This is a genomic window from Streptosporangium saharense (assembly GCF_014203715.1).
Classification (GTDB): domain Bacteria; phylum Actinomycetota; class Actinomycetes; order Streptosporangiales; family Streptosporangiaceae; genus Streptosporangium; species Streptosporangium saharense.
Window position 1 is genome coordinate 19,961 of sequence record NZ_JACHJP010000008.1, and the last position, 16,864, is coordinate 36,824.

A 16,864-nucleotide genomic window follows, 5' to 3' on the forward strand; every position below is an offset into this window, starting at 1 on the left:
AGTGAAGCGTGGAACAGGGTCAGGGGACGATCTCCATCTGCGCCATCATTCCGCCGACCGAGTGTTCGAGCATGTGGCAGTGGTAGAGGTAGCGCCCCAAGAAGTCGCCGAAGGTGACCTGGATCCTGACCGAGGCGCCCGCGGGCACCAGCACCGTGTCCTTCAGCCCCGACTCGCCGGGCAGCGGAGGGGCGCCGTCGCGGTCCAGGATCCTGAACTGCACCAGGTGCAGGTGGAGGTTGTGGTCCAGGGCGATGTCGGTGTCGAGGTTGGTGATGCGCCAGATCTCGGTGCTTCTCCGCCTGACGCGGATGTCCACCCGATTGGGGTCGAAGACCCGGTCGTTGATGTAGGCGGCGCCGCGGACCATGTCCACCTTGAGGGTGATCTCCCGGTCTGTCTTCCCGCTGCCGAGGGCGGGCAGCGGCGGCAGCGGGCGCAGCACGTCGGGTACCCGGCTGTCGTCGGCGGCCTTCGCGACCACGTCGAAGCGCAGGACGGGGCCGCTGACGTCGTTGAGCACGACCCGGTCACCGAGTTTGCAGGGGCCGAAGTCCACGACCACCTCGGCCCGTTCGCCGGGGGAGAGCACCACGGACTCCCGCCGCACCGGGGCGGGCAGCAGGCCGCCGTCCGAGGCGATCTGGACCATCGTCATGTCGTGGTCGAGGCTCAGGTGGAAGGTGCGGAAGTTGGACACGTTGAGCAGCCGGAACCGGTAGCGGCGCGCGGACACCGGGAAGTACGGCTGCGGCCGTCCGTTGGCCAGCAGCGTCGTGCGGTTCGGGGTGTCCTCGGGGGCGTAGACGAGAGAGCCGTCGGCCGCGAAGTGGGCGTCGGTGAGCATGATCGGCACGTCGTAGTCCCTGGCGGGCAGCCTCAGGCGCTTCTCGTCACCGCCCTCGATCAGGTAGAACCCGTGCATGCCCCGGTAGACGTGTTCGGCCTCCATGTGGTGGGTGTGGTCGTGGTACCAGAGCGTCGCCCCCGGCTGGCCGTTCGGATACTCGTAGTAGCGCGTCCTGCCGGGCTCGATGAGGTCCATGGGGTAGCCGTCGCTGTCGGCCGCGACGTGGCCGCCGTGCAGGTGGGTGTTGACGGCCCGGTCGAGCCCGTTGCGGTAGCGGACGACGACCCGCCTTCCCTGCCTGACGCGCAGGGTCGGTCCCACGAAGGCGCCGCCGTACCCCAGGACCTCGGTGCGCACGCCGGGAAGCATCTCCACCCGGGAGGCCCGGATGTCCTGGTGGTAGACGTCCACGTCGCGGTGGGAGGAGACCGGGCTGAGCACGCGGGGCACGGGCATCCGCACCCGGAACGGCGCCGGGGAGCGCGAGGTCCCCGAGGGAGTCATGTGCATCCGGCGGTGGCCTTCGGCCATGGCGGGGGCGGCCTCCTGCCTGGGCAGCAGCAGCGTCCCCCCGACCAGTCCGCCGAGCGTGAGGCCCCCGGCCGTCAGCAGGCGTCGTCTGTTCAGCATTCCTCTTTCCAATCGGTGTGGGGGGCGACGTCGTCGCGGAACAGGCCGGAGGGATCGACCCTGGCCCTGACCCGCTCGACGGCGGCGGCCCGCTCCGGGCTCAGGTGCCGCTGGGGCTGGGAGAGGCTCTCCACGAACGAGGGCGCGGTCAGGCCGGTGTCCCACGGTTCGAGCGCGGCCCGCACCCGCGCGCAGTGGCCGAGGAGGTCCTCCGGGGTGAGGCCGCCGAACGGCACGCCCCCGCCCATGTAGGCGAAGCTCGCGTCGAGCCGGTCGAGCGCCCCACCCTCCCGGTCAGGTACGGCCAGCGCCCCGCCGAGCTGGCGGAGTTCGGCGTTGGTCAGCGGCGACCCCTCCCCGGCCACCTTGAGGAACGCCTCGGCGGGCAGGTCGCCGAGCAGCATGTGGTCGCCGAAGATGGGGAACGGCTCCGTGGGGTCCATGTGGGTCAGCGTCACCTGGCGGGGCGGGGCCGTACCCCAGGTGTCGAGGATCGGCGGGGCGAGCGCGCGCAGCGGCCCGAGCAGGTCGTCGGCGACCGCCGCGTCCCCGGGGCCGCCGAGCACGACGCCGTCGACGCACAGCACACTCCGCCCGCGCAGTGGCTCGGGGACCTCGGGCAGCGGTGGCAGGTTCATCAGCCGCAGCGTCGTGGTCACCTCGCGCGGCGCCTTGCGCGTCCAGTCCAGCCACACCGGCAGCAGCCGTTCGGCGTGTACGGCGGGCCAGTACGCGGCGCCGGTGATCACCTGGTCCAGCAGGAACAGGTCGAACTCGACAGCGGTGACGACGCCGAAGCCGCCCCCGCCGCCGCGCAGCGCCCACAGCAGCTCGGGATCGGACGAGGCGTCGGCCCTGCGCAGTCCGCCGTCCGCGGTGACCAGCTCGACCGCCCTGACGGAGTTGGCGGCCAGCCCGGTGTGCCGCCCGTAGAGGCTCACCCCGCCGCGCAGCAGGTAGCCGACGACGCCGACGAGCGGGGAGGAGCCGTGCGGGGCGGCCAGGCCGTACGGCGCGGCGGCCTCGACGACCTGACCCCAGCGCGTCCCCGCGGACACCCGCGCGACGCGGGCCATGGAGTCGATCTCGACGCCGCCGGACAGTTCGGTCCTGACCAGCAGCGCGTTCCCCATCGGGCGGGCGGTGGCCGAGCCGTGCCCGGTGGTGTGCGTGCGCACCCGCAGGCCCTCCGCGACGGCGTGGGCGAGTGCGGCCCTGATCTCTCCGACGTCGCGCGCCGTCGTCGCCACGGCGGGTTCGGCGGGAGCGGCCAGGTTGAAGACGCGCGTCGCCTCCGCGTAGCCCGGCTCGCCGGGACGGGCAAGGCGTGTCATGGCGCCGTGAAGTGGACGCGGGTGAACTCGCGGTTCGCCACGGTCGGCAGGAAGACCGCGAATCCGGCATGGCTGTGCAGCATGGACATGTCCCGCCACACGCGTTCGAGGCGTTCGCCCTGGCGGACCGAGCTGGACCCGGCCGTGGGGAACAGGTAGCTCTCGACCGCCGTCCAGCACAGCCGGATCGTGTGGCGGCAGATCGTGGTGATCCGCAGGTCCTGCTCCCTGGTGAACCCCTCGGGGCCGAGCTCGCACAGCTCCTGCCACTGCCGGATCGCGCCCTGCACCCCGGCCTCGGCGGCGGCGATCATGCCCGCGGCCTCGGCGTACCAGAACTGGTAATCGGGGTCCTCGGCGCGGCCGACGACGGGCGGCAGCAGCGTTCGCCTCGACCGCATCAGGTCGCCGTAGACGTCGAGGGCGCCCTGGGCGATGCCCACGGCCAGGGAGGCGATCTCCAGGACCATGTAGCTGAGCGGGCCGCCGCCGTACTGGGGGTTGCCGTGCAGCTCACGGCCGGGCGTCCCGTCGGCGACGGTGGCCTCGCTCAGGTGGGTGCCCGGCAGCGCGAAGGAGGCCGGGATGCGGCCGTTCTCGACGGTGACGCTGTGCGACCCGCTGCCCTTGAGACCGAGCTGGCGCCCCCAGTCGTCGAGCAGCCGCCACTGGTCGCGGGGGGCGACGAACAGCATCGGCGCGGGCGGCCCGTCCCCGCCCTGGACCATGGCGTGCCCGATGAAGTGGGTCGCGTACGGCGCGCCCGAGCAGTAGTTCCAGGTGCCGTTGAGCACCCACCCCCCGTCGGCGGCCGGTACGGCGGAGCCGCTGGGTACGATCGTCGCCGGGCAGATGAAGTCGCCGTCGCGGAAGATCTCGGCCTGGGCCTCCTCCCCGAAGAGCGTGGCGGCGGCGATGGCGTGGGTCGCGCCCAGGCAGTACATCCAGGCCGTCGAGGGGCAGCCACGGGCGAGCGTCGTCACCACGCGCATGAAGGTGTCGATCCCGAACTCGTAGCCGCCGTAGCGGCGGGGCACCAGAAGCCGGTAGAAACCGGCCCTGGCGAACTCCTCGTGCGTCTGCCGGGAGTAGTGGGTGCGCTGCTCGGTCTCGGCCTGGAGGCCGACCAGCGTGGGCGCGATCGCCTCGGCCCTGTCCAGCACCTCGTTCGGCGTGAGGCCGGGTTCCGGCGGCGCGGGGAAGCCCTGTCCCGGGGCGTTCGTGACGGCCGTCATCGCTGATCGGCTCCTTCCTTCGTGAGGGGGTCAGTCCCGTGGGAGCGGGACGTCGGGGGCGGCGACGGCCTCGGAGAGCAGGCGGGCGTACTCGGCGACCAGGCCGGTGATGGTGTCGTGGTCGTAGAGGGCGTTCTTGTACTGGACGCTGCCGACCATCTCGCCGGTCGGGTGGAGGTTGAGCGTCCACAGCGCGCCGTCGGGCACGTCGGAGCCCACGGCCTGGTCGAGCAGGCGCAGCCGTACCTCGGTGTACTCCAGGTCGCCGATCACCTCACCGTCGAGCACGAACGGGAACGGGAAGACCTGGAAGACCCACGGCGCCCGGTCGGCCTCCATCGCGGGCCGCATCAGCTCGGGCGCCTGCCCGAAGATCCGCAGTGTCGGGATGTCGTGCGAGTAGCCCTCAAGACAGGTCGTCCTGGTCCTTTCGAGAACCTGCCGGAACGTACGGCAGGCGGCCACGTCCGTCCGCAGCGGCAGGAAGTTGAAGCAGGAGCCGACCATGTCCCCGAAGCCGTCCCGCTCCCGGCCACGGCCGGGGGTGAAGGTCGGCACGGTGATGTCGGAGCGGCCGGTCTCCCGGTGTTCGAGCAGGTAGAAGGCGGACAGCAGCACCATGAAGAGGGTGCCGCGCACCGACCTGGCCAGCGCCGTCGCCCTGGAGATCGTCTCGGCGCCGATCAGGAAACGATGCACCGACGTCTCCTGCCCGGCCTCGGCCGACCTGGGCCGGTCGGTGCGCACGGTGAAGATCTCCGCGCCGCGCAGCTTCTCCCGCCAGTAGTCGTGCTCGGCCTCCGCGCCCCCCTCCTGCGCGGAGGCGAGCTGCCAGTGCGCGTACTCCCGGTAGGGACGCGTCTCGGGCAGCGCGGCGGGGACGCCCTCGCGCCGCGCCGCGTAGTACTGGGCGACGTCCCTGATGATCAGCCGCATGGACCATCCGTCGGTCGCCGTGTGGTGCGTGATGATCACCAGGATCGCGTCCTGGTCGTCGAACCGGCCGAGCACGGCCCGCAGGTGGGGAACCGTGCCCGAGGGGATCGTGGACGCCTCGACCTCGTCGAGCAGGGCGTCCACCACCTCGTCCCGCCGCTCCTTGGCGGTCGCCGACAGGTCCCTGACGTCGAGTTCGACCGGGCAGGGCGGCAGGATCTCCTGGTGGCGGGAGCCGTCCCGCCTGACGATCCTGGTGCGCAGCGCCTCGTGCCTGACGACGACGTCGTCGAGGGCGCCCCGCAGGGTCTCCTCGTCGATCGCGCCCCGCACCCGCCAGCCGTGGACGAGGTGGTAGCGCGGGCCGAACGGGCCGCCGTCGTCTCCCTGGTCGAAGACGCAGACGAACTCCTGGTTGAGGGAGAGCGGCGCGGTCGTGGTGAAGGTCTCCGAAGTGGTCATGTCGTCCTCACCGCAGCGGGCGGGTGAAGGCCCGCACGTCCTCGACGAACAGCCCCGGCTGCTCCATGGCCGCGAAGTGGCCGCCCCGGTCGAACTCCGACCAGTGCGACAGCGTCGGCAGCACCCGCTCGGCGAACGAGCGGACCGGCAACACCACGTCGGAGGGGAAGACCGCCACCCCCACGGGGGCGTTCAACGGCCAGGGACCGCCCCAGGTCCGCAGGAAGTCGGCGGTCAGGTGGTTGGACTCGTAGTAGAGCTGCGCGCTCGACCCCGCGGAGGCGGTGAGCCAGTAGATCGAGGCGATGGTCAGCAGGTGGTCGCGTTCGACGGCGTCCTCCGGCGTCTTCGCCGAGTCGGTCCACTCCTTGTACTTCTCCACGATCCAGGCGAGCTGGCCCACGGGGGAGTCGGTCAGCGCGTAGGCCAGCGTCTGCGGCCTGGTGGACTGGATGAACCGCCAGCCCGCCCCGTCCTGCTCGAACCGCGCCGCGAAGTCGAGGCGCGCCAGGTCGGTCTCGCCCAGCTCGCCCCAGTCGGCCGGGTCCTGCGGCGGGAACGCGGCGAACATGTTCACGTGGACGCCCAGCACGTGGTCCGGGTCGGCCAGCCCGACCTCCAGCGAGATCGGCATGCCCCAGTCGCCGCCCTGCGTGAGGTAGCGGTCGTAGCCGAGGCGCCGCATCAGCTCCGCCCACGCCCGCGCCACCCTGCGCGTCGACCATCCCGGCTCGCCCGGGTGACCGGAGAAGCCGTACCCGGGGATGGACGGGACCACGACGTGGAAGGCGTCGGCCGGGTCGCCGCCGTGGCTCGCCGGGTCGGTCAGCGGCCCCACCACGTCGAGGAACTCGGCGTAGGAGCCGGGCCAGCCGTGCGTGATGACCAGCGGTACGGCGTCGCGCTCCGGGGAGCGGGCGTGCAGGAAGTGCACGTCGACGCCGTCGATCTCGGTGACGAACTGGGGGTGGCGGTTCAGCCGCTCCTGCGCCGCCCGCCAGTCGAAGCCGGTGCGCCAGTACTCGGCCAGTTCCCTGAGGTAGTCCGGGGGGACGCCGCGTTCCCACCCGGGGCTCGGCGGTTCGCCGGGCCAGCGGGTCCCGGCCAGTCTCCGGTTCAGGTCGTCGATGTCCGCCTGGGGGAACTCGACTCGGAAGGGACGCATCGAAGGGCCTTTCGGTCGGTACGGCTAGCGCCGTGACTCCTGGAGGTCGGCGGGGGTGGCGGGGGCCGAGGACCGCCGTGACGCACGCAGCACCCGGACGACGTGCCGGGGCAGCATGAGGGAGGCGGGAGAGTCGATGAGCCCGGCGACCCTGATGAAGGCGTTGGCGAGGGCGGGGTCGTTGACCGCGGCGTCCTGGAGCCTGGCCACGTAGGCGTTGACGAACCTCACCTTCGCCGACCGTTTGCCCTGGACCCCGGGGTAGCCGAGGTCCGACCCGGCCGCCAGCTCCCACGGGGAGTCGATCTCCCGGGAGAGGTCCTTGAAGAACGCCTTCGCGTCCGGCTCGCCCCCCTGGTCGAGGTGGCGCCGCAGCACGAGGGACCCGAGCGCGGAGACCGTCATGCCCTGGGCGTAGACCGGGTTGAACGTGCACACCGCGTCGCCCATGACGAGCAGGCCCCCGGGGAAGTCGGTAAGCCGCTCGTAGTGGCGCCGCACGCTGGCCGGATACTTGAACGTCACCGGGTCGTCGAGCGGCTCGGCGTCCTTGATCGACTGGTAAATGTCCGGGATGGGCAGGGACCTGGCGAAGTCGAGGAAGCCGTCGGGGTCGGTCGGGGGATGGTCGCCGAGGATGCCGGTGAGCGACAGCTCGACCAGGCCCTCACCCCCCGAGATGGGGAAGAAGAACGCCCCGCGCGGCGTCTTCGGGGTGGCGGCGGGGATGATCGCCAGGTCGCCGCCGAACGGGTCGGTGCGCAGCCGGTAGTGCCTGGTCGTGTAGGCCAGGTCTATCTTGATGCGCTCCTCCTCGGGGCGCCCGTAGCCCAGCTCCTCAAGCCACAGCGGGGTGCGTGAGCCCCGGCCCGTGGTGTCGAGCACCAGGTCGGCGTGGAGGGTCTCTGGCGGCGCGCTTCCGTCGTGCCGCTGCACCCGCGCCCCGGTCACACGGGTCCGGTTGGCGCTCGTCTCAAGGCCCAGCACGTCGTGGCCCTCGACGAAGCGCACGTTGGGGATGGCCTGCACCCGCAGCCGCACCTGGTTCTCCAGCACCGGCCTGGTCGCCGGGACGCACCCGAGGCCCGAGTGGGACGGGGCGATCCGCCGGCCGTTGAACAGCCAGCGGATGTCGCCGTTGAAGTCGCCGGGCCGTACGCCGACAGAGACCAGGTTCTGGGTGAGGCCGGGGAAGTGCTCCTCAAGGATCTGGTGGCCACGGGCGACCAGGCCGTGCGCGTGCCGCCCGTGCGGAACCCCCGGCCGGTAGGTCGTCACCCCGGTCAGCCGGTCGCGATCGACGAGCAGCACCTCGGTGAACCGCTCCGAGAGCACCCGCGCGGCCAGCAGCCCCGCCATGCTCCCGCCGAGCACCACCGCGCGGGTTCCCTCTCCACCGGCCATCAGGGGTTCACCTCACAGTTCTGAACAGGTTCGACTCCGTGGCCGCCGTACGGCCGGGCACGCGGAAGGGACAACCAAAATTGATTTCCTTCACGCCCTCTCCGCCACTGCATGGTCGCACCGGGAAGACGGCTCGGACATCTTCTGAATTGCTTCGTGCCGTCGATTCCCAGGTTGTGCCGACGAACATGGCAATACGGGAGATGCGTATTCCGCCGCGCGGACGTGAAACTCCCATTGGCGCCTTCAGCCGCGATCTTTCTCTCCCCCGGACGACGTTTTCGGCCCTGGGCGGGGCCGCCTAGGAAAAAGGTGGAAAAGCAGTGACGAAGAAATCCGAAGGGACCCTGGTCGGCGGCCTTGAGGACAGGGAGGCGGCCCTCAGCACACGTGCCCCCTGGCCGTGGTGGCGCAGCCCGTGGCTCTACGGGCTCGGCGCGCTCGTCGTGTTCAACCTGATCTACGCGCTGCCGCGCTACCTGAGCCTCAACCCGACCCTGTCGCGCACCCAGATCGACCCGAGCTTCGCCCTGCACTACCCGGTGGTCGTGGCGCACGTCGTCACGGGCAACATCGCGCTGGTGACGGTCTTCATCCAGTTGCTTCCGTGGGTACGGCGCCACCGCCCCGGCCTGCACCGGCTCTCGGGGCGGGTCTACGTCTTCGCCGGGGCGCTGCCCGCCTCACTGCTGTCGCTGGTGCTGCTGCCGTACTCGACGGCACCGATGGGCAAACTCGGTCTCGCCACGATGGCCGTGCTGTGGATCGCGACCTCGCTGGCCGGGCTGCGGGCGGCGCGTCAGCGTCGTTACATGGACCACCGGCGCTGGATGGTCTACAGCTTCGCGCTGGCCATGGGCACCTCGTGGGGCCGGGTCATCACCCAGTTCGCCATCCCGGGCAACGGCATCGACGTGGCGGTCTTCTTCGACATCTCCTCGTGGATGGGCTGGGTGGTCAGCCTCGTCGCCGCCTACCTGTGGCTTGAGCGGACCACTCCCGCCCGGCGGTAGGACGGAAAGAGGCCCCCACGAAGGACGTGGGGGCCTTCTTCGCGGCCGGGGTCAGAGGTAGACCGTGTTGGGTTCGAGGCCGCACAGGATGCGGCCGTACAGCTCCAGGTTGGTGTTGGGGTGCATGATGGCGTGCAGGTTGAGGGTCTGCACGTCACGCTCGATGCGCTGGATCGGGACCGAGCTGTAGATCGACGAGCCGCCGCTGGCGGTGTTGAGGATGTCCACGGCCTCCTTGGCCCGCTGGCACACCGCCCCCAGGTCGAGCCGGATGCGGGCGCGCTCCTCAAGCGTCCACGGCTCGCCGGTGGGTCCCTTGGTGTCGACCAGGCTCGCCGCGCGGAAGGCGTGGAACTCGGCCTCGTCGATCTTCGTGACGGCCTCGGCGACCTGCAGGTGGGTGAGCGGGGCGTCCTTCTGGCTGTCGTAGGCGGTGTAGCTGATCTTCCTACCGGGCAGCCGCTCGAAGAAGGCGTCCCTGGCGGCCTTGGCCAGGCCGAGCGCTGTCGCGCCGACCGTGGTGCAGGCGGTCGGCATGAACGGCGCGCGGAAGATCGGGGAGTTGGCGTTCAGCTTCGACGAGATCCGTCCCTGGAGCACCGGCCCCATCGACAGCACCCGCTGCTGGGGGATGAACAGGTCCTGGGCGACGGTGGTGACGCTGCCCGAGCCGCGCAGCCCCGAGGTGTACCAGTCGTCGATGACCCGCAGGTCGGGCAGCGGGATCGCGACCATGATCGGCTCATAGCCGCCGTCCCCGGTGGCCAGGACCGCGGCGTTGGTGTTCCAGTGGCTCTGCTGGGACCCGGTGTTGAACGACCACTTGCCGTTGAGCACCACGCCGCCGTCAACGGGCACGGCGACCGCCGTCGGGCTCAGGATGCCGCTGACGCGGACGTCGGGGGTGGAGAAGACCTCGTCCTGGACCTCGTCGGGGAACAGTCCGACCATCCAGGTGCTGATCGCCCAGACCGCGACGGTCCAGGAGTGCGAGCCGTCGCCCCTGGCCAGCTCGGCGAGCACCTCGACCACGGTGCCCATGTCGGACTCGTGGCCGCCGTACCGGGTGGGGACGCGCATCTTCAGGATGCCCGCCTCCGTCAGGGCCTCGATCGACTCCTCGGGCAGGCGCCTGTTCTCCTCGGCCCACAGGGCGTTCTTCTGGAGCAGGGGCACCAGTTCGGACGCCCGGCGGACGAGCTCCTCCCTCGACGGCGCCTCGGTGATTTCCATCGGTCCTCCTCGGGAAAACTGCGGCAGGTTTCGGTGCACGTTGACCCTGACAGCCGACTTCGCCACGACGCATCTCCCTGATTGCGCACCACGCCCACCGCGCGCACGGAAAACAAACGCCGCAACCAGGAAGATGCCTTTTTTTCGACCGGCCCGCATCATTGGCTTCGAGTTTGTTTTCCCCGCGATTCTGGCCGTTCCGGGAAAACCTCTGCCACGGGGCCGCACGCGGAATCCTCCGCCCAGAGACCGTCCCCGAAGACCGCCCAGAGATGAGGGAGCACGCCGGATGAGGATCGTCATCGACGCGTGGCTGCACTACTACAAGACCCCGCGCTTCCTGGACAGCACCAGGGACGCGATCAAAGGCTTCAACGAGGCGCACCCCGACTACGAGGTCAGGCTGCACGAACACGACTACGTCCAGATGCCCCTGGAGATCGCCCGTGCGGTCGAGCGGGGTGTCGTCCCGGCCCTCGGCCAGTACTACTCGACGTCGAGCGGCGTCGCCTTCGACATGGTCAAGAACGACGGCTCACCGCTGTACACCTCGGTCGCCGACGCCATCGGGGGCCGTACGGAGATCCTCGGCGAACCGGTCGTGGACCACGACGTGCTCTCGCACGCCCGCCACTACTTCACCGCCCCCGACGGGCGGACCGGCCTCTCCCCGCTGTCCTCGACGACCCTGCTGTACGCCAACATGACCCTGCTCGAAGCCGCGGGCATCACCGAGGTGCCGCGGACCTGGGCCGGGATCGACGCCGCCTGCCGGGCCGTGGCCAAGCTGCCCAACCCGCCCGCGCACGCGATCACCTGGTGCAACCATGGCTGGATGTTCATGCAGGCGGTCGCCGCGCAGGGCGGGCACCTCGTCAACCGGGAGAACGGCAGGGCGGGCGTCCCCGACACCGTCCACCTCGACTCCGACGAGATGCTGGCCTTCGTCACCTGGTGGCAGCGCCTGCACAAGGACGGCTACTACCACTACACCGGCACCCGGATGGACTGGGTCGGCAGCTTCGGGGTCTTCGCCGAGCAGCAGGTGGCCTTCATGTTCACCTCCTCGGTGGACGCGCACCGGCTGGTGCAGGTCGGAAAGGACCGGGGGTTCGTCGTCAGGGCGAGCCGCCTGCCGTACAACGACGACGTGCCCTATGTGGGAAACGTGCTCGGGGGCGACGGGATCTTCCTGGCGGACGGGCTCGACGAGGCGACCAGGGACGGCGCGCTGGCCTTCCTGCAGTACCTCAACAACCCGGCCAACGCGATCGACAGGCACCGGCGGACCAACTACATGCCGATCACCTACTCTGCGGTCGAGCTGCTCCAGGAGCAGGGCTGGTTCGAGGAGTACCCGCACCGGCGGGTCGCCATCGACCAGCTCGAAGGCTCCGACGACTCGCCCGCGGCGCTGGGCGCGCTGGTGGGGGAGCTGCCCAGGCTCCAGGACGTGATGACCTACGCCATGCACGACGTGCTGCTGTCCGGGGCCGACCCGGTGGCCCGCTTCGCCCAGGCCAACGCGGAGGGACAGCGGCTCGTCGAGGACTACAACGCGCACCGCGGACCGGGCCGGGACCCCGGCAGCTACCGCGTGCACTGACCCCCGACGACCGGAAGGGAACACCGTGAGGTTCGGCTTGGGACTGCCGCAGAGCAGCGGCTTCGATCTCCGCTTCGACGTCGCGAGGATCGCGCGGGGAGCCGAGGGGGCCGGTTACTCCAGCCTCTGGGTCTACGAGCGGGTGCTCTACCCGCTCGAACCCGCCGAGGGCATGCACGGCGTGCCCGGCCTGCCGTGGATCGACCACTACCGGGAGTGCGCGGACGCGCTGACCGTGCTCACCCTCGCCGCCGCGGTCACCGACACCGTACGGCTCGGCACCAGCATTCTGGTGGCGCCGCTGTACCGCTCGCTGCACCTGGCGCGGGCGCTGGCGACGCTCGACCGGGCCAGCGGGGGCCGGGTCGTCGCCGGGTTCGGCAGCGGCTGGTCCTCCGACGAGTACCGGGGGATGGAGGCCGACTTCGGCGCGCGGGGCCGTACGCTCGACGAGACCATCGACGCCTGCCGCGCCTTCTGGGGCCAGAACCCGGTCTCCCACCGGGACTCACGGCTCAGCGTCGAGGGCGCCCTGGTCAGCCCGAAGCCGGTCTCGCGGATTCCGGTGATGCTGGGCGGCCGTTCCGTCAGGGCCGTCGAGCGGGCCGCGCGCAAGGCGGACGGATGGCTGCCCTCGGGGCTGCCCGCGCCCGTGGTGGCCGAGCTGTGGGCCAGGATCAGGCAGCGGGCCGCCGAGCACGGCAGGGACGCCGCCGCGCTCGAACTCATCCCCAGGGCCGCCGTCGTGCTGTCGGACAAACCCGCCCCCGAGGGGCGCAGGCCGTTCCAGGGGTCGATCGGGCAGGTGGTCGAGGACGTGGCGGCGCTGGCGGAGGCCGGGGCCACCGAGATCCTGCTCGACCTGGCGCCCTCGGCGAAGGGCGGCGAGGAACTGCTCGACAGGGCCCTTGAGGTGTTCGAGGCGGTCTCAGAGGCCGGGTTCTGAGGGCTTCGTTTTGAGCCGGGTCACGGGATGCGTCCCCGAGGCCCGGCTTTCCCGATGATCCGTGCGGCGCCGGATGTCAAGGATCGGCCCTCGGCTCCGACCCAAGGACAGAGGGGCCCGCAGGGGGCCGCACTGAGGAGGGAACATGTCCGCACAGAGCTTCGCCGGCATTCTGCTGGGTACGGCTGACGCCGAGCGGCTTCGCGAATGGTACGTCAAGGTCTTCAACCCCAGGACCGAGGGGCCCGCGCTGTTCTTCGGCGACGTCGCCCTGTTCTGCGACCAGCGTGACGACGTCGCGGAGAAGAACTCCGAGGCCGGCAGGCACATTCTCAACTTCAACGTCGAGAACGCCACCGAGACCGCCGAGCGGCTCAACGAGCTGGGGGTGACGTGGCTGTCCGAGCTGAGCGAGAACGACCACGGGTGGATCGGCACGCTGATCGACCCCGACGGCAACTACGTCCAGATCATGCAGCAGAAGTAACGAAGACGGACCCCGGCCGGTCACCCGTGGCGTGACCGGTCCGGGGTCCTGCGGGGGTGGCTCAGCTCCGTGACGGTACGGCGCGCCTGGTCCTGCGACGGCCTCCCCACGGCAGGCCGGAGGTCCGGTCGAGCCACCACTGGGCGATGCCGAGGTGCACGATGAAGGGCAGCCAGCCGATCAGCTCGAAGCACAGGTTCATGTTGGCGCCGGGGATGCCCGACACGTAGATCGCGATGGGCCTGCTGTAGATGTTCGTCAGCGACAGGGCGAAGCTGTAGGTCATCCAGCGGCGGTGCTCCGCCCACCGGTGCTTGCGGCCCATCCGGTAGCCGACGAGCGTGATGACCAGCCACAACGCGGCGGTGATGTACAGACCCGAGCTGCCCGGCTGGACGCCGCCGTCGCGGTCGTTGCGGATGCGCATCAGGACGATGGCGACGATCGAGGTGGGGACCGCGCCCGCGAAGACGAACAGGCGTCCGCTGATCCGGTGCACGGCCGGGTAGCGTCTGCGGATCATCGGCCACACCTGCAGGCAGGCCGTCGCCATCGCGACGCTGGCGGTCACGATGTGGGTGACCACCAGCGCGTAGTGCCAGGGGATGGTCCTGACCAGGTTCACGGTCGCCGTGCTCGGGTCCAGCCTGATGTAGGGGCCCCAGATGTAGGTCAGGAACACCCCGACCAGGATGACCAGCGGGATCATCCACGGCCTTCGCCACCACCGCGGTTTCGGCGAGATCCGCCTCGCCCGTTCGGTCAGTCTCCGGTCCAGCTCGGTCATCTCGTCCGGCGCGTCGTGGACGTCGAATGCCTTCTCCGGTGATTGCGTCACAGTCGGTTCCCTCTCTGACAGATCTTGGCGGCGGGGGACACGGACGGCCTTTCGGCCGGAGGCGTGAATCCTTCCGAGGCCGCTCACGATCGCACGCCGAAAAAACCGTGCCGTGCGTTTTCTCGGCGCTCAAACGCGGCATGGGAATGTCGCGCCTCGATGGTCCCATCGGGACCGGGGCGGGGTTTCTCTGAAATTGCGGAGTTGTGTTCACCCGGCGCCGTGGAAATTCAGATCGTTTTCCACGGCGCCGGGGGCGGTCAGTTCTTGGCGGGTACCGGGGTTTTCGCGGGGGCCGGGCGGCGCAGGGTGGCCGCCGTCAGGGCCGCGAGACCGACGAAGACGACGACGCCGATGACGCCGACGGTGTTGAGCCCCGAGGTGAAGGCCTCCCTGGCGACGGTCAGCAGCCGGGCGGCGGGTTCCGCGGGCAGCTCCGAGGCGACGGAGACGGCCCCGGCGAGGGTCTCTCCCGCCTGTTTGTCGAGCCCGGGGGGCAGCGCGCCCGCGAGGTGCGAGCGGTAGACGGCGGCGCCGATCGTGCCCATGAGGGCCATGCCCAGCGTCCCGCCGAAGTGCAGGCTGGTCTCGGAGATTGAGGCGGCCGAACCCGCCCGCTCCGGAGGCACCGAGCCGACGACCAGGCCCGTCCCCAGCGAGACCAGCGGGCCGTCGCCGAGCGCGAGTACGGCGATGCCGAGTACGGCGAGGGCCAGCCCGCCCGCGCCCCCGGCGTCGGTCAGGGCGACGAGCGCGAAACCCACGGCGGACAGCGCCAGGCCGCCCGCGATGGCCGTCCCCGGCCTCATCCAGCGGACCAGGGCGGGGGAGAGCATGGCGCCCACGGCCAGCGCCAGCCCCATGGGCGCGTACCACAGGGCCGCCATCGCGGGAGACAGGCCGAGCACCGACTGGAGATACTGGCTGACCAGCAGTCCCGTCCCGGCGATCGTCGCGCCGCCCAGCAGCATCGTCACCAGGACGACGCCGAAGGAGCGCTCGGCGAACAGCCTCAGGTCGAGCAGGGGATGCTCAAGGCGGAGCTGGCGCCGTACGAAAAGGAACCCGAGGAGCAGGCCGACGGCCAGTGCGGCGAGCGGTACGGCGGGCGCGGTGCCGTCACCGACGGCCAGCTCCTTGACGCCGTAGACGAGGGGCAGCACGGTCGCCAGCGACAGGGCGACGCTGACCAGGTCGAGGCGCCCGGCCTGCGGGTTGCGGTACTCCGGCAGCAGCGGCGGGGCCAGCACCAGCAGCAACGCCATGACCGGGACGCCGAGCAGGAAGACCGACCCCCACCAGAAGCGTTCGAGCAGGATGCCGCCGACGACGGGGCCGAGCGCCGCGCCGCCGAACTGGCAGGCCGCCCAGAGCGAGATGGCCAGGCCGCGCTGCCTGGCGTCGGCGAACATGTTGCTGATCAGGGCCAGGGTCGAGGGCATGAGGGTCGCGCCCGCGACGCCGAGCACGGCGCGGGCGACGATGAGCATGCCGGGGCTGCCCGAGTAGGCGGCGAGCACCGAGGCCAGGCCGAAGGCGGCCCCGCCGACGAGCAGCAGTCTCCTGCGGCCGACGCGGTCGCCGAGGGTGCCCATGGTGATCAGGAACCCGGCCAGGAAGAAGCCGTAGACGTCGGCGATCCAGAGCTGCTCGACGCTGCTGGTTCCCAGGTCGGCGCTGAGGTGGGGCACCGCGAGGAACAGGACGCCGATGTCCAGCGCGACCAGCAGGGTGGGCAGGGCCAGCACCGCGAGCCCGATCCACTCCCTGCGCCCGGCCCTGGGTGGTGCCTCCTTCGTCGTCTCGTCATGCATGGGAGCTTCCACTCCTCGCTCAGTCGGATGTCGGTGCCGGGAGGCACCTCTCATGGACAGATCGGAGCCGGTTCGGCTTTCTCGACGTCCTCCTTCGAGGTTCTTCGAGAGATTTGCCGGGTTTGGTGGGTCGGCGGGGGCCGGATGCCTCGATGCCGGAAGTCGGCAGGCTTCGGATGACAAGAACGGCATGTCCGCTCCGACATGTCTACGGGACCGGTGCGAACCGGACACGGCAAGGCTTGGAGCGAAGACGTGAAGTACCTGCTGGCGATCTACGAGAACCCCGGCGTCTGGGACGGCGTGCCGGAACGGGTCCGTGACGAGGCGCGGCACCGGTTCGTCGAGGCGATCAGCGCGAGTGGGGAGGTCCTCGGCAGGGTCGTGCTTGGGGACTTCTCGCACGGCGCCGTCGTCCAGGTCCGTGACGGGCTGGTCTGGATCACCGGCTGCCCCCTGGCCGGGCGTGAGGAGCATCTCGTCGGCTGCTACGTCGTCGAGTGCGAGAGCAGGGAACGCGCGCACGCCATCGCCGCGATGATCGCGGGCGCCGGGGGCGGGGGACTGGGCGTCGAGGTACGGCCGATCGTCTCCTCTGCGGGCGCGGGCGTCTGAACCGTTGTATGGCAACGGGAAAGGCGGGTTTCCGCTTTGGTGCCGTCCGGGTGCCGGGGCGGAGAAAGGCTGGTCTTCGGGCTGGAGAAAGGCCGGATTCCGGGCTGGGAAAGCCCGGCCTGCGGGTTTGGGAAACGCCGGATTCCGGGTCGGGGAAATCTGGCCTTAGGGCCGGGAAAGCCAGGTTGTCCGGGTGGGGAAACCCGGCCTTCGGGCCGGAGAGGCTCGGTCCTTTAGGTCGGGAAATCCCGGTCTTCTGGCCGGGAAAACGTCGAGGAAGGACCCCTGTCCCGGGT

General features: G+C 70.7%; 14 protein-coding genes. 5 read left to right on the forward strand and 9 right to left on the reverse strand.

Going from position 1 to position 16,864, the window contains the following annotated elements:
- Positions 1 to 19: 19 nt before the first annotated feature.
- The 6 genes from FHS44_RS29395 to FHS44_RS29420 are packed head-to-tail and all read right to left on the reverse strand — an operon-like array spanning position 20 to position 8,016.
- A complete protein-coding gene (locus FHS44_RS29395) occupies positions 20 to 1,480 on the reverse strand; it encodes a multicopper oxidase family protein (protein ID WP_184720532.1) in 1,461 nt (486 codons plus the stop codon).
- A complete protein-coding gene (locus tag FHS44_RS29400; protein WP_184720534.1) occupies positions 1,474 to 2,814 on the reverse strand; it encodes an FAD-binding oxidoreductase in 1,341 nt (446 codons plus the stop codon). Before FHS44_RS29400 ends, FHS44_RS29395 begins: the two co-directional genes overlap by 7 nt.
- On the reverse strand, positions 2,811 to 4,049 hold the full coding sequence (locus FHS44_RS29405; RefSeq protein ID WP_184720536.1) for an acyl-CoA dehydrogenase family protein: 1,239 nt from the start codon (positions 4,047 to 4,049) through the stop codon (positions 2,811 to 2,813). Before FHS44_RS29405 ends, FHS44_RS29400 begins: the two co-directional genes overlap by 4 nt.
- A 30-nt stretch (positions 4,050 to 4,079) precedes the next feature.
- On the reverse strand, positions 4,080 to 5,447 hold the full coding sequence (locus FHS44_RS29410) for a condensation domain-containing protein (RefSeq protein WP_184720538.1): 1,368 nt from the start codon (positions 5,445 to 5,447) through the stop codon (positions 4,080 to 4,082).
- A 7-nt stretch (positions 5,448 to 5,454) separates the two neighbouring features.
- The gene (locus tag FHS44_RS29415) at positions 5,455 to 6,612 is read right to left on the reverse strand and encodes an epoxide hydrolase family protein (protein ID WP_184720540.1); all 1,158 of its coding nucleotides are present in this window, start codon (positions 6,610 to 6,612) and stop codon (positions 5,455 to 5,457) included.
- A gap of 24 nt (positions 6,613 to 6,636) precedes the next feature.
- On the reverse strand, positions 6,637 to 8,016 hold the full coding sequence (locus FHS44_RS29420) for an FAD-dependent oxidoreductase (protein WP_184720542.1): 1,380 nt from the start codon (positions 8,014 to 8,016) through the stop codon (positions 6,637 to 6,639).
- A gap of 323 nt (positions 8,017 to 8,339) precedes the next feature.
- On the opposite strand from FHS44_RS29420, the gene FHS44_RS41190 reads away from it, so the two are divergent.
- Complete coding sequence (locus FHS44_RS41190; RefSeq protein WP_221461465.1) at positions 8,340 to 9,029, forward strand: DUF2306 domain-containing protein; 690 nt, start codon at positions 8,340 to 8,342, stop codon at positions 9,027 to 9,029.
- 51 nt (positions 9,030 to 9,080) lie between these two features.
- Here the strand turns inward: FHS44_RS41190 and FHS44_RS29430 are convergent, their stop codons facing one another.
- Positions 9,081 to 10,262, reverse strand: coding sequence for an acyl-CoA dehydrogenase family protein (locus FHS44_RS29430; RefSeq protein WP_184720544.1), 1,182 nt, complete (start codon positions 10,260 to 10,262; stop codon positions 9,081 to 9,083).
- Between the two features lie 289 nt (positions 10,263 to 10,551).
- Between FHS44_RS29430 and FHS44_RS29435 the strand changes: the two genes are divergently transcribed.
- From FHS44_RS29435 to FHS44_RS29445, 3 genes are all read left to right on the forward strand, one after another.
- Positions 10,552 to 11,868 (forward strand): extracellular solute-binding protein, encoded by a 1,317-nt coding sequence (locus FHS44_RS29435; RefSeq protein ID WP_184720546.1) that lies wholly within the window; start codon positions 10,552 to 10,554, stop codon positions 11,866 to 11,868.
- A 25-nt stretch (positions 11,869 to 11,893) separates the two neighbouring features.
- Positions 11,894 to 12,814, forward strand: coding sequence for a TIGR03619 family F420-dependent LLM class oxidoreductase (locus FHS44_RS29440; protein ID WP_184720548.1), 921 nt, complete (start codon positions 11,894 to 11,896; stop codon positions 12,812 to 12,814).
- A 145-nt stretch (positions 12,815 to 12,959) separates the two neighbouring features.
- The gene (locus tag FHS44_RS29445; protein WP_184720550.1) at positions 12,960 to 13,301 is read left to right on the forward strand and encodes a VOC family protein; all 342 of its coding nucleotides are present in this window, start codon (positions 12,960 to 12,962) and stop codon (positions 13,299 to 13,301) included.
- Positions 13,302 to 13,362: 61 nt separating this feature from the next.
- On the opposite strand, the gene FHS44_RS41195 is transcribed toward FHS44_RS29445, so the two are convergent.
- On the reverse strand, positions 13,363 to 14,139 hold the full coding sequence (locus tag FHS44_RS41195; protein WP_184720551.1) for a DUF2306 domain-containing protein: 777 nt from the start codon (positions 14,137 to 14,139) through the stop codon (positions 13,363 to 13,365).
- 260 nt (positions 14,140 to 14,399) lie between these two features.
- Positions 14,400 to 16,007, reverse strand: coding sequence for an MFS transporter (locus tag FHS44_RS29455; protein WP_376771619.1), 1,608 nt, complete (start codon positions 16,005 to 16,007; stop codon positions 14,400 to 14,402).
- A gap of 201 nt (positions 16,008 to 16,208) precedes the next feature.
- Between FHS44_RS29455 and FHS44_RS29460 the strand changes: the two genes are divergently transcribed.
- Positions 16,209 to 16,568 (forward strand): YciI family protein, encoded by a 360-nt coding sequence (locus FHS44_RS29460; protein WP_184720553.1) that lies wholly within the window; start codon positions 16,209 to 16,211, stop codon positions 16,566 to 16,568.
- Positions 16,569 to 16,864 lie beyond the last annotated feature (296 nt).

What these genes read in the sequence shown, in the direction of transcription:
- FHS44_RS29395 (WP_184720532.1), bottom strand. Translation starts at nt 1,480, where the DNA reads ATGCTGAACAGACGACGCCTGCTGACGGCCGGGGGCCTCACGCTCGGC.
- FHS44_RS29400 (WP_184720534.1), bottom strand. Translation starts at nt 2,814, where the DNA reads ATGACACGCCTTGCCCGTCCCGGCGAGCCGGGCTACGCGGAGGCGACG.
- FHS44_RS29405 (WP_184720536.1), bottom strand. Translation starts at nt 4,049, where the DNA reads ATGACGGCCGTCACGAACGCCCCGGGACAGGGCTTCCCCGCGCCGCCG.
- FHS44_RS29410 (WP_184720538.1), bottom strand. Translation starts at nt 5,447, where the DNA reads ATGACCACTTCGGAGACCTTCACCACGACCGCGCCGCTCTCCCTCAAC.
- FHS44_RS29415 (WP_184720540.1), bottom strand. Translation starts at nt 6,612, where the DNA reads ATGCGTCCCTTCCGAGTCGAGTTCCCCCAGGCGGACATCGACGACCTG.
- FHS44_RS29420 (WP_184720542.1), bottom strand. Translation starts at nt 8,016, where the DNA reads ATGGCCGGTGGAGAGGGAACCCGCGCGGTGGTGCTCGGCGGGAGCATG.
- FHS44_RS29430 (WP_184720544.1), bottom strand. Translation starts at nt 10,262, where the DNA reads ATGGAAATCACCGAGGCGCCGTCGAGGGAGGAGCTCGTCCGCCGGGCG.
- FHS44_RS29435 (WP_184720546.1), top strand. Translation starts at nt 10,552, where the DNA reads ATGAGGATCGTCATCGACGCGTGGCTGCACTACTACAAGACCCCGCGC.
- FHS44_RS29445 (WP_184720550.1), top strand. Translation starts at nt 12,960, where the DNA reads ATGTCCGCACAGAGCTTCGCCGGCATTCTGCTGGGTACGGCTGACGCC.
- FHS44_RS29455 (WP_376771619.1), bottom strand. Translation starts at nt 16,007, where the DNA reads ATGAGAGGTGCCTCCCGGCACCGACATCCGACTGAGCGAGGAGTGGAA.